Annotated in this window: 16 protein-coding genes; 14 read left to right on the top strand and 2 right to left on the bottom strand. The window is 65.7% G+C overall.

The window, feature by feature from the left end:
* The first annotated feature begins 13 nt into the window (after positions 1-13).
* The 4 genes from FJ414_RS12835 to FJ414_RS12850 all read left to right on the top strand — a co-directional run bounded on the left by FJ414_RS12835 (position 14) and on the right by FJ414_RS12850 (position 3,510).
* A complete protein-coding gene (locus FJ414_RS12835) occupies positions 14-763 on the top strand; it encodes an SDR family oxidoreductase (RefSeq protein ID WP_140644750.1) in 750 nt (249 codons plus the stop codon).
* A gap of 40 nt (positions 764-803) precedes the next feature.
* A complete protein-coding gene (pdxA, locus tag FJ414_RS12840; RefSeq protein WP_140644751.1) occupies positions 804-1,808 on the top strand; it encodes a 4-hydroxythreonine-4-phosphate dehydrogenase PdxA in 1,005 nt (334 codons plus the stop codon).
* Positions 1,805-2,920, top strand: coding sequence for a four-carbon acid sugar kinase family protein (locus FJ414_RS12845; RefSeq protein WP_140644752.1), 1,116 nt, complete (start codon positions 1,805-1,807; stop codon positions 2,918-2,920). The genes pdxA and FJ414_RS12845 overlap by 4 nt, the downstream gene beginning before the upstream one ends.
* Before the next feature lie 233 nt (positions 2,921-3,153).
* On the top strand, positions 3,154-3,510 hold the full coding sequence (locus FJ414_RS12850) for a hypothetical protein (protein ID WP_246672382.1): 357 nt from the start codon (positions 3,154-3,156) through the stop codon (positions 3,508-3,510).
* A gap of 123 nt (positions 3,511-3,633) precedes the next feature.
* On the opposite strand, the gene FJ414_RS12855 is transcribed toward FJ414_RS12850, so the two are convergent.
* Positions 3,634-4,740 carry a lactonase family protein gene (locus tag FJ414_RS12855; protein WP_140644753.1) on the bottom strand — a complete coding sequence of 369 codons (1,107 nt, stop codon included), beginning with the start codon at positions 4,738-4,740 and terminating at the stop codon, positions 3,634-3,636.
* 204 nt (positions 4,741-4,944) lie between these two features.
* Between FJ414_RS12855 and FJ414_RS12860 the strand changes: the two genes are divergently transcribed.
* The 10 genes from FJ414_RS12860 (at position 4,945) to FJ414_RS12905 (ending at position 13,408) form a co-directional block, all read left to right on the top strand.
* Positions 4,945-5,496: a MaoC family dehydratase gene (locus FJ414_RS12860; protein ID WP_140644754.1), complete on the top strand. Its 552-nt coding sequence runs from the start codon at positions 4,945-4,947 to the stop codon at positions 5,494-5,496.
* Positions 5,497-5,499: 3 nt separating this feature from the next.
* Positions 5,500-6,660 carry a CaiB/BaiF CoA-transferase family protein gene (locus tag FJ414_RS12865; RefSeq protein WP_140644755.1) on the top strand — a complete coding sequence of 387 codons (1,161 nt, stop codon included), beginning with the start codon at positions 5,500-5,502 and terminating at the stop codon, positions 6,658-6,660.
* Between the two features lie 14 nt (positions 6,661-6,674).
* Positions 6,675-7,802, top strand: coding sequence for an extracellular solute-binding protein (locus FJ414_RS12870; RefSeq protein ID WP_140644843.1), 1,128 nt, complete (start codon positions 6,675-6,677; stop codon positions 7,800-7,802).
* Between the two features lie 26 nt (positions 7,803-7,828).
* Complete coding sequence (locus tag FJ414_RS12875) at positions 7,829-9,013, top strand: substrate-binding domain-containing protein (protein WP_140644756.1); 1,185 nt, start codon at positions 7,829-7,831, stop codon at positions 9,011-9,013.
* Positions 9,014-9,171: 158 nt separating this feature from the next.
* A complete protein-coding gene (locus FJ414_RS12880; RefSeq protein ID WP_140644757.1) occupies positions 9,172-9,909 on the top strand; it encodes an ATP-binding cassette domain-containing protein in 738 nt (245 codons plus the stop codon).
* Positions 9,902-10,639 carry an ATP-binding cassette domain-containing protein gene (locus tag FJ414_RS12885; RefSeq protein ID WP_140644758.1) on the top strand — a complete coding sequence of 246 codons (738 nt, stop codon included), beginning with the start codon at positions 9,902-9,904 and terminating at the stop codon, positions 10,637-10,639. The genes FJ414_RS12880 and FJ414_RS12885 overlap by 8 nt, the downstream gene beginning before the upstream one ends.
* A complete protein-coding gene (locus FJ414_RS12890; protein ID WP_140644759.1) occupies positions 10,636-11,577 on the top strand; it encodes an ABC transporter permease in 942 nt (313 codons plus the stop codon). The genes FJ414_RS12885 and FJ414_RS12890 overlap by 4 nt, the downstream gene beginning before the upstream one ends.
* A 5-nt stretch (positions 11,578-11,582) precedes the next feature.
* Positions 11,583-12,548 (top strand): ABC transporter permease, encoded by a 966-nt coding sequence (locus FJ414_RS12895; protein ID WP_140644760.1) that lies wholly within the window; start codon positions 11,583-11,585, stop codon positions 12,546-12,548.
* A gap of 183 nt (positions 12,549-12,731) precedes the next feature.
* Complete coding sequence (locus FJ414_RS12900; protein WP_140644761.1) at positions 12,732-12,974, top strand: type II toxin-antitoxin system Phd/YefM family antitoxin; 243 nt, start codon at positions 12,732-12,734, stop codon at positions 12,972-12,974.
* Complete coding sequence (locus FJ414_RS12905) at positions 12,974-13,408, top strand: type II toxin-antitoxin system VapC family toxin (protein WP_140644762.1); 435 nt, start codon at positions 12,974-12,976, stop codon at positions 13,406-13,408. The genes FJ414_RS12900 and FJ414_RS12905 overlap by 1 nt, the downstream gene beginning before the upstream one ends.
* Positions 13,409-13,433: 25 nt before the next feature.
* Here FJ414_RS12905 and FJ414_RS12910 read toward each other — a convergent pair whose 3' ends face one another.
* Complete coding sequence (locus FJ414_RS12910; protein WP_140644763.1) at positions 13,434-14,273, bottom strand: amidohydrolase; 840 nt, start codon at positions 14,271-14,273, stop codon at positions 13,434-13,436.
* Position 14,274 lies beyond the last annotated feature (1 nt).

The following is a 14,274-nucleotide window of genomic DNA, read 5'->3' on the forward strand; positions in this document are numbered from 1 at the left end:
CACGGAGACGGCCATGGCGACAATGCTGCATGACAAGGTCGCCCTGGTGACCGGAGCGACTGGCGGTATCGGGGCGCAGATCGTATCCAGGCTCGCGCAGGAAGGGGCCTCGGTCGTCGTCGGGTACAACAGCTCGCGCCAGGCGGCCGAAGCGCTGATCTCGACGCTGGCGCCCGGCGATCATCTCGTCGCCGAGGCGGCCGTCACCGACAGCGGCTGCCTGGCGCGGCTGGCTGAGCAGATCGATAAGCGGTTCGGCCGGCTGGATATTCTGGTCAACTGCGCCGGCATAACCCGTTTCGTGCCGCACCCGGACCTCGACAGCCTGGACGACGCGTTGATCGACCGTATCCTCAGCGTCAATGTGCGCGGCGTCATCGCCACGACGCGGGCAATGCGGCCGCTGCTAGACCGCACCGGCAACGGCGTCGTCGTCAACATCTCGTCGATCGCGGGTGTGACCGCCATGGGCAGCAACATCGCCTATTGCGCGTCCAAGGCCGCGGTCGACAACCTGACCAAGTCGCTGGCGCGCGCGCTCGCGCCGAAAATCAGGGTCGTCTCGGTTTCACCCGGCGTCGTCGACACCGATTTCATCAAGGGCCGCGACGAGTCCTGGCGCGATGAACAGGCGAGCCGGACGCCGCTCGGGCGATTGGGCACGCCCGACGACGTCGCCGAGGCGGTTCTGGCCGCGGCGGCCCAGCTTCGCTTCGCGACGGGCGTTGTCATCCCGGTCGACGGCGGGCGGCCTTTGGCGTGATTGTTGGCGTGAACGCCCGGACATCCCTTGGGAGAGTTGAATGACACCAACCATTGCCATCACCGTCGGCGATCCGGCGGGCGTCGGACCCGAGATCGCGCTCAAGGCCGGCCGGCATTTCGCGCCGCAGCTCGAGACCGGCGCGTTTCGGCTCCGGCTGATCGGGTCGCTGGCGGCGCTGGGCGAAACGGCCCGGTCGCTGGGCTTGCCATTACCCGCCATCGCGAAGGCGAACGCACCGCTCGGCATCTGGCCGATCGAGGGCTCCGCCGTCGCCATTGGCCAGGTGTCGGCGGAAGGCGGCAGGCAGGCCTATGCGGCCGTGGCTGAAGGCGTGCGCCGCACGATGGCGGGTGAGGCGTCGGCCATCGTCACCGCGCCGCTCAACAAGGAATCGCTGCATCTGGCGGGTCATCGGTTCCCGGGCCACACCGAACTGCTGGCGGCGCTGACCGGTGCACGCGACAGCGCGATGATGCTCTCGCACGGGTCCTTCCGCGTAAGCCATGTCACCACGCACATTGCGCTTGAGGACGTGCCGAAGCGGGCGACGGAGCCACGCATGCGCCGGGTTCTCGACCTGACGATCGAAGCGTTGCGGCATCTGGGCATCGCCGCCCCCCGCGTCGCGATCGCCGCGCTCAATCCGCATGCCGGCGAAGGCGGCATTTTCGGCACCCACGACATCCGCGTCACGGAGCCGATCGTCGCCGACTACAGGGCGCGCGGCTACGATATCCATGGTCCCGTCCCGGGCGACACGGTCTTCGTGAAAATGCGCGGCGGCGCCTATGATGCGGTCGTGGCCATGTATCACGACCAAGGCCATATTCCGGTGAAGCTGCTCGGTTTCCAGATCGACCCGCGAACCGGTGAATGGCTAGGCCTGAGCGGGGTCAACATCACGCTCGGCCTGCCGATCGTGCGGACCTCTGTCGACCACGGCACCGCCTTCGACATAGCCGGCCGCGGCATCGCCCGCGAAAGCAGCCTCATCGAGGCGATCGATTACGCCTTGTCGCTCACCGCGGAGAAGGCCGCGTGAACGATGGCCCGACCGGGCGCGGCGTTGGCAAGCAGGATGTCCTGATCGTCGCGGACGACATCACCGGCGCGCTCGACACGGCCGGCTATTTCGCCACGCCCGAAGACCCGGTCAAGGTCTGGCTCGATCGGCCGCCTGCCATCTTCGGCGGCAATGCGATCGACCTCGATACACGCGATCTCGACGAGGCAACGGCTTCTAGGCGTGTCGCCGATATTTTCGCCGGCCGCGAACGGGGCCTGCTCACGTTCAAGAAGATCGACAGCGTCATGCGCGGCCACCCGATCGCTGAGGCAGCCGCCGCCTTTCGCGCCGGACGGTTCAGCCGGGCGCTTTTTGCTCCCGCATTTCCGGCAATGGGCAGGGTAACGGTCGACGGGCGGCAGCTTGTGCTCTCGCCGGAAGGCATGGCGCCGGTCGGGCCCGTCTTGGTCGATGCCTTGTCAAGCCACGGCATCCCGGCCGCGATGCCAGGCAAAGGCACCGCGTCGGGCGGATTTGTTGTCGCCGATGCTTCTAGCGACGCCGAGCTTGCAGATGCCGTCGCTGCGTTCGGGACGGGCGACGACGATCTCTATATCGGCACCGGCGGACTGGCCTCGGTGCTCGCCGGGCGGGCTCCTACCGGTTTGCGGCCGCCGGCGCTCGATCTGGCGATTTGCGGGACCAACCATCCGGCGACGCTGCGCCAGATCGCGGCGGTCCCAGGATTGCGGTCCTTAGTGATGGACGGTCGCAGTGCCATGCAGATCGAGCCGCCGGTCGTGCTGGCCGCTACCCCGAATGCGGTCTCGGTTCTGGAGGCGCGCGGCATGATCGAGCGTTCGCTCGAACGGCTGGTGGCCGCCACGCCGCGCCCGCGGGCCGTGCTGGTGACGGGCGGATGGACCTTGCGGCTGCTGGTCCGCATTTGCGCTGCCTCCCATCTTCTCTGCGAGGGACTGTACGAGCCAGGCGTTGCGATGAGCCGGATGGTCGCGGGCGCATGGGACGGAACGGCGATCGTCTCGAAATCCGGCGGGTTTGGCGGCGACGGCCTGCTCGCCCGGTTGTTCGCCCTGAGCGCAAAGGACCGCGCCCGAGGAAATTCCTATGCCGGCGGCGGCAACTAGGCTAAGGGCTTCCTGTCAGAGGGATGCTTATGAATATTCCGGTCCTGGATGGGAATCAGGCGCGGAGACGGGTTCGACCCGGACGGCTTGCGCGACCAAACAGTCTGTTGCTCACGCTTGGCGTCGCGCTATTCGCGCTTGCTGCTTGCCAATCGACCCCAGACACACAGCCTGTTGCTGATCCGCAACCCGCTCCGGCCGCTGTTCCCGCTCCGGCCTCGCTGAATTCGGCCGTGCTGGATCAGACAGTCGCGGTCGTTCCGCCTGGTAAGGGCGTTCCGGCCAGATACGCCGCATTCTTAGGCATATGGGCCGGGCAGCTCAACGGCATGTATGACGGCAAGCTGGCGGTGCTGACCGTGTCCTCGGGCGGGCAGGTGACGGCCAGCTACGCATGGGGCGACTTGGCCGACAACAAGCCGGGCGTCGCCGACGGCTCCGGCAGGATTTCCGGCAACACGTTGAAGCTCGGGCGGCTGCCGAACGGCGCCGACATCACGGCCACGATGCCGTCGCCAGGAACACTCAACGTTACCTACGCGCTTGCCGGCCAGACCTATACCGGCTCGTTCGCCCGGGTCGGCCAGTGAGCCAAGTCAGCCGCTAAAGCGCGTCGCGCTGAAACGGATTTAGACGACGCGCTTTAGGTCTTTGTTTTGATGCATGTCGTTGTCCCAGAACCGCTGCGCACTTCTGGGCGACATGCATTAGGATCAAAGCGGGTCCCGCGTGATCCGCACGCACATCGGCGTTCCGATTTCGATGGCGTGGCCGGTGTCGGTCAGCCGGCCGCTCGTCTCGTCGCGGGCGAAGATCGAGATGCGGTCGGCGTTTTGGTTGGCCGAAAACAGATGCCTGCCCGATGGCGTCAGCGCGAGGTTGCGCGGCGTCGCGCCGCCGCAAGGCGCGAGGTCGACCAGCTCCAATTTCCCAGACAGCTGGTCGACGGCGAAGATGGCGACGCTGTCATGGCCTCTGTTGGAGCCGTAGAGAAAGCGGCCGTCGGGCGAGATCTGGATGTCGGCGCAGTGATTATGCGCGCGCGCCTCTCCGGGAACCGCCGGCTTGGTGTCGATGAGATCAAGCCTGCCTGAAGACGGCTCAAGCGCCAGCGACACCACCGTCGAGTCCAGCTCGTTCATGACGAAGACGAAGCGGCCGTTCGGATGCAGCGCGACGTGACGCGGCCCGGCGCCGGGTGCCAGCGCCGAGGAAGCGAGCTTCATCAGCGTGCCGTCGGGCTCTATCCGGTAGGAGACCAGCTGGTCGATGCCGAGATCGGCGACGATGGCAACGCCGCCCTCAACGGTTTCGGTGACGCTGTGGGCGTGTGATCGCTCCTGCCGGTCGGCGTTGGGGCCGGTGCCGGAATGCGCCACGCTCGCCAGCGGCGCGGTCAGGCCGCCGTCGGCCGCGAAGCCGAACACAGCGACCGCCTTGTCGGGGCCGCCGCTTCCCATGCCGTAATTCGCGACCAGCAGCTTGCCGCCGTCGCGGGTGATCGTGTTGTGCGCGGTGATGCTGCCAAGCGACGGCTGCTTGTTGATATAGGCGAGTGAATTGGTGGCGCGATCGAAGCGATAGGCCGTGACCGTTCCCTCGCGCCAGGCGAAGACTTCCGAATTGGCATAGATGCGCGCCCCGTCCGGCGTCACCGACAGGAAGGTCGGGTTGTCGACCTCGTCGGTCTCGGCAAGCTTTTGCACGGCAAGCGTCGCCTCGTCGAAAGCGTAGACGCCGAGGCCGACGCCGCGCGCGCCCTGGAAATAGGGAGCCTCGCGGTTGAGGCTGCCGACAAAGACAAGACAGGCGCTTTGCATCGATCTTCCTCCCATCGCCGACGCTGCTGCGCTCGTGCCGGCTTTCCAAAAATTTCGCCGATCGTCGCTTGCAAGGCAATCCCATATGTGAAAATATTATTCACAAAAGAAAATTGACGGGAGGAAAAGCGACATGCGTCTCGCAATCCGGCTTCGTGCCCGGAACCGCCTTGCAGACCGCGCCGGAAGCTTCCGGAGAGGATCATGAGCGCGTTCGCGCCGACCATCGGCGTCGCCTCGACGCATCCGGCCGACATGCCTGAGGCGCATGCCGGCATCCCCGTCTGGAATTCGGAAAACTGGTTCTACGAGGACTGGCAGGCCGGCCACAAAATCCGTTCGCTCCGCCGCACCATCGCCGAGGGCGAAAGCCATATGTTCAATGCGCTGGTGCTGGACATCCATCCTTACGTGCAGGACCAGATGTTCGCCGGGAAGGAAGGCATTTTCGGCCGGCGGCTCGTAGCGGGCGCCTTCGTCTTTTCGGCCGGGCTCGGCCTGGTCGCCACCAATTGCATCAACGCCTTTTCCTACGGCTATGACAAGCTCAGATTCATCAAGCCGGTCTTCATCGGCGACACCATCTATTCGATCCGAACCAACCTCGACAAAAAGCCGCGCTACCAGGACATGGGCCTGATCCGCGCCAGCTATGAAGTCTTCAAGGGTGAAGGAGAGCTGGTGCTCTACTGCGAGCATCTGCAGACGGTGAAATACAAGAACCCGGCCGATTTCGTCGGCAAGACAGAGAAGTGAACCGTGGCCGCTGAAAACGAACTTCCGCTGACCGGCCTCGTCGTCGTCGACATGAGCCAGTTCCTGTCGGGACCCTATTGCTCGTTGCGCCTGCTCGACCTCGGCGCGCGCGTCATCAAGATCGAGCGGCCCGATGGCGGCGACCTGTCGCGCCGGCTCTATCTCAGCGACACCGAGATCGGTGGCGATTCCACCATTTTCCACGCCATCAACCGCGGCAAGGAGAGCCTGGCCGTCGACCTCAAGAATGAGGCCGATCTTGCGATGTTGCGCGCGCTGATCGCCAGGGCCGACGTGCTCATCCAGAATTTCCGGCCGGGTGTGATCGAGCGGCTCGGCCTCGACTATGAGCATGTGAGAACGATCAACCCCCGGCTCGTCTACGCCTCGATCAGCGGCTATGGCGAGGACGGTCCCTGGGTCAAGCGCCCGGGGCAGGATCTGCTCGCCCAGGCCCGTTCCGGCGTGATGTGGCTGAACGGCGACGAGGAGCAGGGGCCCGTGCCGTTCGGCCTGGCGATCGCCGACATGCTGGCGGGCGCTGCCTGCGCGCAAGGCATCCTCGCCAAGCTGGTGCGGCGCGGCATCACCGGTGTGGGCGGCCATGTCGAGACCAGCCTCCTCGAGGCGCTGATCGATTTCCAGTTCGAGGTGCTGACCACGCATCTCAACGACGGCCGCCGTCTGCCGAAGCGCTCGTCCTTCCGCAGCGCCCACGCCTATCTGTCGGCGCCCTACGGCGTCTATCCTGCCAAGGACGGCTATCTGGCGATTGCCATGACGCCGATCCCGAAGATTGCCGACCTGCTCGAACTGCCCGAACTCCATCCTTTCCGCGACAAGCCGGCGACCTGGTTCACCGCCCGCGACGAGATCAAGGCGATCGTCGCCAGGCGCATCGGGCAAAAGACCATCGACGAATGGCTGGCCATCCTCGAGCCCGCCGATGTCTGGTGCGCCAAGGTGCTGACCTGGCCGGAACTGATGGAAAGCGACGGCTTCAAGACGCTCGACATGCTGCAGACCGTGACGCGCGAGGACAATGTCTCGATCCTAACCACCCGCACGCCGCTGCGCGTCGATGGCGCCCGCGCCAGGGTGGATCGCGCCGCCCCGCGCATCGGCGAGCACAGCGACAGGATTCGCGCGGAGTTCGGCCTGTGATCCGGCTGAAAGGCATGACCTGGAGCCATCCGCGCGGCTACGATCCGATGGTGGCGTGCTCGGCGCTGTGGAAGGAAAAGACCGGCGTTTCGATCGAATGGGAAAAGCGCTCGCTGCAGGATTTCGAATCCTTTCCGGTGGAAGAACTCGCCCGCGCCTATGATTTGATCGTCATCGACCATCCGCATGTCGGCCAGATCACCGCCGAAAAGTGTCTGGCGCCGCTCGATGTGCCGGGACGCGAGGCGGAACGCAAGGCACTCGCCGCCGGAAGCGTCGGCCAATCCTATCCGAGTTACACCTGGCAGGGCCGGCAATGGGCGTTTCCGATCGATGCCGCGACCCAGGTTCAGGCCTGGCGGCCGGATCTGATCGAAGCCGCGCCGGCGATCTGGACCGAAGTGCTGGCGCTTGCCGAGCAGGGCCGCGTTCTCTTGCCGCTCCGGCCGCCGCATTCGCTGATGTGCTTCTACACATTGGCCGCCGATCTTGGCCGGCCGTGCATCGTCGACGGTTCGGTCGACCTTATCGATGGCGAGACCGGCGAAACCGCCTTCGAGATGCTGCGCGAGATCGCGGCGCTCGTCGATCCCGCATGCCTGACCATGGACCCGATCGCGGTCTTTGAAAGGATGGCGGAAGCCAATTCCCGCATCGCCTGCGCGCCACTGATCTACGGTTATGTTCCCTATGCGGTGGCGGGTTTCCGACCGCACAGTCTTGCCTTCGCCGACATGCCGGTCGCCGGCGGCAACGGCCCGATCGGCTCGGCGCTTGGCGGAACCGGTATTGCCGTCTCGGCCTTTTCCGCCGCGCGCGAGGCGGCGATCGACTTCGCCTACTGGATTGCCAGCGGCGACGTGCAGCGCGGGCCTTACGCAGCCGCCGGCGGCCAGCCCGGCCATGCCGCGGCCTGGGAGGACGACGCCGTCAACGCCGCGACCGGCCACTTCTATCGCGACACGAGGGCGACGCTCGAAGGCGCCTGGGTCCGCCCGCGCCACGACGGCTACATGGCGTTCCAACAGCAGGCTTCGGACCGCATCAATGAAGGCCTTGCCGGCAGGCAGGACGCCGGCCAAGTCGTCGCCGACATCAATCGCCTGTTCAGGGAAAGTTTCGCGCCGGCCGCCGCCGGCTAGTTTCTGGTGCACCAAGGGAGGAAAAAATGACCAGCCTGATACGCGGCCTGCTCGCCGCAACCGCCATAGTCTCGATCCCGTTCGCCGCCCATGCCGCCGACGTGAAGTCGGTGATCGACGGCCTGCCTGCCGATCTCAAGGCGCAGTATGACGGTGCGCCGCAGAAAGTGCTGCCGTCGGCCTGGGATAATTTCACGCCGCCGGCCAAGCCGTGGAAATGGTGCCACTCGGAGAGCTACCAGGGCAATCCGTGGCGCGTCTCGGTCACCAAGGAGCTGAAGCGGCTGGTCGAGGGCCTGATCGCCGACGGCACGGTGTCGAGCTTCGAAGTGTCGGATTCGAACAACGACCCGAGCCAGCAGATCAACCAGATCCGCGCCTTCATCGACAAGAAATGTTCGATCATCACCTCGATCCCCGGCTCGGCGACGGCGCTCGACGATGCCGTGGATGCCGCCGCCAAGGCTGGCATCCCCTTCATCACCGCGGCGGGCTCCATCACCAGCCCCAACGCCATCAATGTCGATTCCAACTATGCCCGCTGGGGCTATGACATGATGACGGCGATCGGCAAGGCAAAGCCCGACGCCAGCGTGCTGGTGGTGGAAGGCATCGCCGGTCATCCGATCGTGGTCCAGGAAAAGCAGGGCGCCGACAAGGCGCTTGGCGAGAACAAGGGCCTCAAGGTCGCGCGCACCGTCAACGGCAACTGGACGGCCAACGTCACCAAGACCGTGGTGCTGCAGGCCATCGCCACCAATCCCGCGCCGATCGACGCGGTGTGGACGACCGGCTCCGAAAGCCGCGTCGTGGCCGAAGCCTTCGCCGAAGCCGGTCGGCCGGCGCCGCTGATCACCGGCTCGATCACCGGCGACGCGCTCGGCTACTGGAAGGCCAATCCCGACAAATACCGCTTCGAGGGCCATGCCGTGCTGCCGGGCTGGACCGCGCAGACGCTGTTTCGCGTCGGAGAGCGCATGCTCGATGGCCAGAAGCCGAAGCTCAACACGCTGCTGATCCCGATCCCGCCGGTGCATGCCGCCGAGCTCGACAAATGGTACAAGGACTGCATGACGCCGGATGCCGTTTCGGTCTTCCCGGTGCCGCCGACCGACCCGGTGCCCGAGGAGGTGCTCGACGCCTATTTCACCAATCCCGCGCCGACCAAGGGCTGGGATTATTCCAAGGTGCCGGACGCCTGCGCCAAGTGATGTTTTGCGAAGCCGGCTCTCGCTAAAGCAATTCCAGGAAAAGTGTGAAACGGTTTTCCGTCCGGAATTGCGTCAAAACGAAAAGATAGAGCGGTTTGCCGTTTCCGTGAAACGGTGAAACGCTCTAAGGGCCGGCTTCTCTGTTTTTGGAAAGAGACATGCTCGAAGTCCAAGGCGTTTCCAAGCGCTATGGCGAAACCGTCGCGCTGGCCGAGGCGTCGATCGCCTTCCGTCCCGGCACGATCCATACGATCCTCGGTGAGAATGGCTCGGGCAAGAGCACGCTGGTGAAGCTGTTGTCCGGCATCGTGCAGCCGGATGGCGGTGCGATCCTGCTGGGCGGCAAGGCGTTTTCCGGCACGCAGCCCGCCGCCTTCCAGGCCGCTGGCTTTGCTACCGTCTTCCAGGAGGTGCTGGTCGCGCCCGATCGTTCGGTGACCGACAACATCCTGCTCGGCCTGGACGGCCTGTGGCGACGAGGCGTGCCGCTTGGCGACCGCCGCGCCCGGGCTCAGGCCGCGCTCGGCCGCTTCGCGGTGACGCCGATCGATCTCGACCGGCCATGCGGCGAGCTGCCGCTTGCCGCGCGACAGCTTGTCGTGCTTGCCCGCGCCGTCATCCGCAACCCGCGTGTCCTGATCCTCGACGAGGTGACGGCGGCGCTCGACTTCGCCGACCGCGAGTCGGTCTTCGCGCTGATGCGCGCGATGGCCGGGGCGGGCACGCTGATCCTGTTCATCACGCACCGCATGGACGAGGTGATGGCTTTGTCCGACCGCATATCCATCCTGCGCGCCGGCCGGGTGGTGAAGACTGAGGAGCGCGGTGTTTCGACGCCGGTCGAGCTCCTGGCGGCGATGGCGCCGCAGACGGCCGCGGAGCTGGCGCATGGCTGATGCAAAGGCCCTCCGTGTGCGGGAGCTCGTCATCGCTCCCGGTGTCGATCCGATCGGTCTGACGATCGCGGCGGGCGAGATTGTCGGTCTTGCCGGCCTCGACGGCCATGGCCAGGAACGCTTCCTGCGCGCACTGGCCGGGCTCGAGCGGCCAGTCGCCGGCGAGATCGCAGTCGACGGCAAGGCGGGGTCGATCACCAGCTTCCGCAAGGCCGTCGCCGGCGGCATCGCCTATCTGCCGCGCGACCGCCGCTCGACCGGCATTTTCCCGACGCAGTCGGTGCTCGACAATTTCGCCATCTCCACCGTGTCGAACGACCGCCGCTTCGGCTTCTTGAGCTTCGCGGCACGCCGTCGTCGCTATGAGACCTACAGGCAGAAACTCAGCATCGTCGCGCCGCGTCCGGATGCGGCCATAACGACGCTGTCCGGCGGCAACCAGCAGAAGGTGCTGCTCGCCCGGGCGCTTGCGCTGGAGCCGAACTTCCTTCTGCTCAACGATCCGACGCGTGGCGTCGACGTGGCGACCCGTCATGTGCTTTATGACGTCTTCCGTGGCCTCGCCGCCGAGGGCATGGCCCTGGTGATCCTGTCCAGCGAGATCGAGGAGATATTGCTTCTCTGCCACCGCGTGCTGGTGTTCCGCGAGCAGCGCGTGTCGGCCGAGTTCGCGGGCGCGGAGATGACCACCGACACCGTGATCGCCGCCATGTTCGGGCGCGCCGCATGAGCCCGGTCCTTCGCAAGCTCCGTGGCGTCGGCTTTGCCGTGGTGATGCTCGTCGTCCTGCTCGTGCTCAATCTCACGCTCAATCCGGCGCGCTTTCAGCCTTCGTCCTGGGGCACGCTGCTGGGGCTGGCCGCACCGCTGATCGGCGCGGCCGTCGCCTCTGCCCCGGTCATCCTGGCGGGACGCGGCGGCATCGATATATCCGTCGGTCCGCTCATGGGCTTTGTCAATGCTTTGGTCATCCAGGTGCTGTTCCTCAACCTCGGCATCTCGTCACCGTGGATCATTGTTCCCGCAGCTCTGCTGGTTGGCGCGGCGGTCGGCGCCGCGAACGGTGTGCTCGCCACGATCCTGCGCATTCAACCGATCGTGGCGACGCTCGGCACCTATCTGATCCTGACCGGCGTCACGCTCACCATCCTGCCGGCGCCGATCGGCCCCGCGCCGGACTGGCTGAAGGCGATGGCCGGGCCGCTCTCGATCCTACCGCTGGCGCTGATCGGCCTGTGCTGGCTCCTGGTGCGCCGAACGCCCTATTACGACCTGCTGATGGCCGTCGGCAGCGACGACCGCGCCGCCTATACCGCCGGAGTGCCGGTGACCAAGGTGCGGCTCATCGCCTATGTCCTGACCGGGATCTTCGCCGCCGCGGCTGGGCTGATGCTCACCTCGCTGATCGGCTCGGCCGACCCCAATATCGGCCCGACCTACACACTGATTGCGATTGCCGCCGTGGCGCTCGGCGGCGTTAGCCTCGCCGGCGGGCGCGGCGGGCTTGGCGGTGCGGCGATCGGCGCCATCGACATCTTCCTGCTGCAGAGCCTGCTCACAACCTTCAACGTTTCAACCTATGTGCTGCAGATCGCCTATGGCCTGATCCTCGTTATCGCCGTGGTGTTGACGGCGGTGCAGGAACGGCTGTCGAGGCGGAAAGGCTGACCGGGATGATAAGCAACTGGTTCCAGTCCACCAACGCCCGCATCGCCGGTGCCTTCCTGATGGCGCTGCTGCTGCAGATCGTCGGCACGCTGCTCATCCCCGGCTATTCGGCGCCCTTCGCCATCCGCGCGCTGCTGGTCATCGCCTCGCTTCTGGCGGTGGCTTCGATCGGCCAGACGCTGGTCGTCATCCTCGGCGGCATCGACCTGTCCATCCCCTTCGTCATCGGCTTCGCCAACGTCGTGGCGGCGCAGCTTTACGGCCAGGGCTGGAACTTCGCCCTGGTCTGCGTTGTCGTCGGTGTTCTTGCCGTCGCCATCGGCGCGCTGAACGGGTTGATCTCGCGCGGGCTCAACATCCATCCGCTGATCGTCACGCTCGGCATCGGCATGATCGTCCAGGGCGCCGTGCTGTTGTGGACCGGCGGTTTTCCATCCGGCTCGGCGCCGCAGGCCGTGTCCAGCTTCGTCTCGATCGGCGGCTCGGTCGGTCCCTTGCCCGTGCCCTTGCTGGTGCCCTGCCTCGTGGTACTGACGGCGCTGATCGTGCTGGTGCTTGCCCGCACGCCCTATGGCCGCCGGCTCTACGCGGTCGGCAGCAACCCGGAGGCAGCGCCCCTGGCGCTAATCGATCCGTTGCGCATGTGGGTCGTCACCTATGCGGCCAGCGCCTTCTTCGCGGCTGTCGCCGGCGTGTTGCTGCTCGGCTTCACCGGCTCGGCCTATGGCGATGTCGGCCAGCCCTATCTCTTCCAGACGATCGCCGCCGTCGTGGTCGGCGGCGCGGCGCTTGTCGGCGGTCGCGGCAGCTATCTCGGCACCATCGCCGGCGTCCTGGTGTTGACCGAAATCAACACGCTGCTGATCGGACTCGGCTTCCGGCCGTCGACGGTACAGGCCGCGCTCGGCCTGGTCATCCTGCTTCTGGTCTCGCTCTACGGCCGCGAGCGCCACGTTCGCACGACGGTTTAGATCGAGCGGCAAGCTGTTGGATTCCTGGTCGCCCTCGTAAAATGTCGCACTTGGGCGACTTAGCATACGACACCTTGGGGTTACAGAGGCTGGTCCAGCCGTCAGTTGATCGCAGAGAAGCATCGTTCTGGAATTGTTCAGCCCGATGCGCTACATGACTATCTACATGGTCAGGAGTGTGACATGAATGCGATCAATCTGGCCGATGCCAAGGCCCACCTCAGCGAACTGATCGACCGGGTCGAGGCGGGCGATTCGATCGACATCACTCGTCGCGGCAAGCCGGTCGCACGACTCACTGCCGTAGTCGGGCCGCGCAAACCGATCGATATCGCGCTGCTTCGCTCGCTGACGGCAGCGATGTCGGCCCAGTCCCAGGGCGCCGCCGATCTCGTCCGGTCGATGCGGGATGGCGATCGCTACTGATGCTCTATCTCGACACGTCGCTGATCGTGGCGGCTCTCTCGAACGAAACGATGACGCCGCGTGTGCAGGCTTGGCTGACGGAACAGGAGCCGGCGCAGCTACTCATTAGCGACTGGACCGTCACCGAGATGTCGTCCGCCATGGCGATCAAGCTAGGCACAGGACAAATCAGCCTGGAACAGCGCGCCGCCGCGCTTGCCGTGTTTAATAGGCTTGTCGCGGAGAGCTTTACCGTCCTGGGCGTGACGGGCGGGCAGTTCCGGGCGGCAGCGAGGTTTGCCGATCGGCACGATCTTGGACTTCGAGCAGGGGACGCGCTGCATCTCGCCATCGCATCGGAGCATGGCGCCACGATATATACGCTTGATCAGCGGCTCGCCGACGCCGGGCCAGAGCTCGGTGTGCCGGCGCAAATGCTCGCTGACAGCGATTAGTTTGCAGGCGAGCTCCTTTTTTAGCCTATCCAAGCCGCCACAACTGGCGCGCATTGCCCGAAAGCAGGCGTGCTCGCTCCGCCTCGCTCGTGCCGGCAAGCAGTGCATGGGTGGCGGCAACCCAGGTCGTCAGCCCGCCGCCCAGCGTGCAGACCGGCCAGTCGCTGCCCCAGATCACCCGATCCCAGCCGAAGCAACGGATCGTGTGCTCGACATAGGGCCGGAGCGCCTCGACCGTCCACGTCGCCGGGTCGGCATAGGCGACGACGCCGGAGATCTTGGCCGTGACGTTCGGCCGCTTGGCGATTGCTTCCATATGCTCGCGCCACGGATGCTCGGCATTGCCCTTGATGTCGGGCACGCCACAATGGTCGAGAACGAACTGGACGTCGGGCGCGAGGTCGGCAAGCGCCATCGCCTTCGGGATCTGGTGCGGCAGCACCACAAGATCGAAGGTCAGTCCGGTGCCGGCCAGCCGCTTGATGTTCCGGCGAAACAGCGGCCCTTCCGAGACATCGTCGGGCACGACATGCAGCACGCGCCGGAAACCCTTGACGAAGGGCTCGGCCTTGACCGTTTCCAGATAGGCCTCGAAACCGGCCTCCTCGGGCCGGCAGGAGGCGATCGCGCCCTTGAGTAAGCTATCCGCCCGGCCGGCGATCGACTTCACATAAGCTGTCTCGGCAACGATATCGGCGGGGTCGACATCGACCTCCATATGCAGGACGCCTTCGATGCCTGAGCGCCGCGCGTCGGCGGCATATTCCTCATAGGAGAAATCGCGGTTGAGCGCCGGCGCGCCGGCCAGCCACGGATAGCGGAGCGCGCTCTGGTCGATGAGATGCAGATGCGTGTCGATGATCATG

The sequence above is a fragment of the Mesorhizobium sp. B3-1-6 genome (assembly GCF_006439555.1).
Classification (GTDB): domain Bacteria; phylum Pseudomonadota; class Alphaproteobacteria; order Rhizobiales; family Rhizobiaceae; genus Mesorhizobium.

Excerpts from the sequence above, each read along its gene's own strand:
- FJ414_RS12835 (WP_140644750.1), top strand. The coding sequence starts at position 14 with ATGGCGACAATGCTGCATGACAAGGTCGCCCTGGTGACCGGAGCGACT.
- pdxA (WP_140644751.1), top strand. The coding sequence starts at position 804 with ATGACACCAACCATTGCCATCACCGTCGGCGATCCGGCGGGCGTCGGA.
- FJ414_RS12855 (WP_140644753.1), bottom strand. The coding sequence starts at position 4,740 with ATGCAAAGCGCCTGTCTTGTCTTTGTCGGCAGCCTCAACCGCGAGGCT.
- FJ414_RS12860 (WP_140644754.1), top strand. The coding sequence starts at position 4,945 with ATGAGCGCGTTCGCGCCGACCATCGGCGTCGCCTCGACGCATCCGGCC.
- FJ414_RS12870 (WP_140644843.1), top strand. The coding sequence starts at position 6,675 with ATGACCTGGAGCCATCCGCGCGGCTACGATCCGATGGTGGCGTGCTCG.
- FJ414_RS12875 (WP_140644756.1), top strand. The coding sequence starts at position 7,829 with ATGACCAGCCTGATACGCGGCCTGCTCGCCGCAACCGCCATAGTCTCG.
- FJ414_RS12880 (WP_140644757.1), top strand. The coding sequence starts at position 9,172 with ATGCTCGAAGTCCAAGGCGTTTCCAAGCGCTATGGCGAAACCGTCGCG.
- FJ414_RS12885 (WP_140644758.1), top strand. The coding sequence starts at position 9,902 with ATGGCTGATGCAAAGGCCCTCCGTGTGCGGGAGCTCGTCATCGCTCCC.
- FJ414_RS12890 (WP_140644759.1), top strand. The coding sequence starts at position 10,636 with ATGAGCCCGGTCCTTCGCAAGCTCCGTGGCGTCGGCTTTGCCGTGGTG.
- FJ414_RS12895 (WP_140644760.1), top strand. The coding sequence starts at position 11,583 with ATGATAAGCAACTGGTTCCAGTCCACCAACGCCCGCATCGCCGGTGCC.
- FJ414_RS12900 (WP_140644761.1), top strand. The coding sequence starts at position 12,732 with ATGAATGCGATCAATCTGGCCGATGCCAAGGCCCACCTCAGCGAACTG.
- FJ414_RS12905 (WP_140644762.1), top strand. The coding sequence starts at position 12,974 with ATGCTCTATCTCGACACGTCGCTGATCGTGGCGGCTCTCTCGAACGAA.
- FJ414_RS12910 (WP_140644763.1), bottom strand. The coding sequence starts at position 14,273 with ATGATCATCGACACGCATCTGCATCTCATCGACCAGAGCGCGCTCCGC.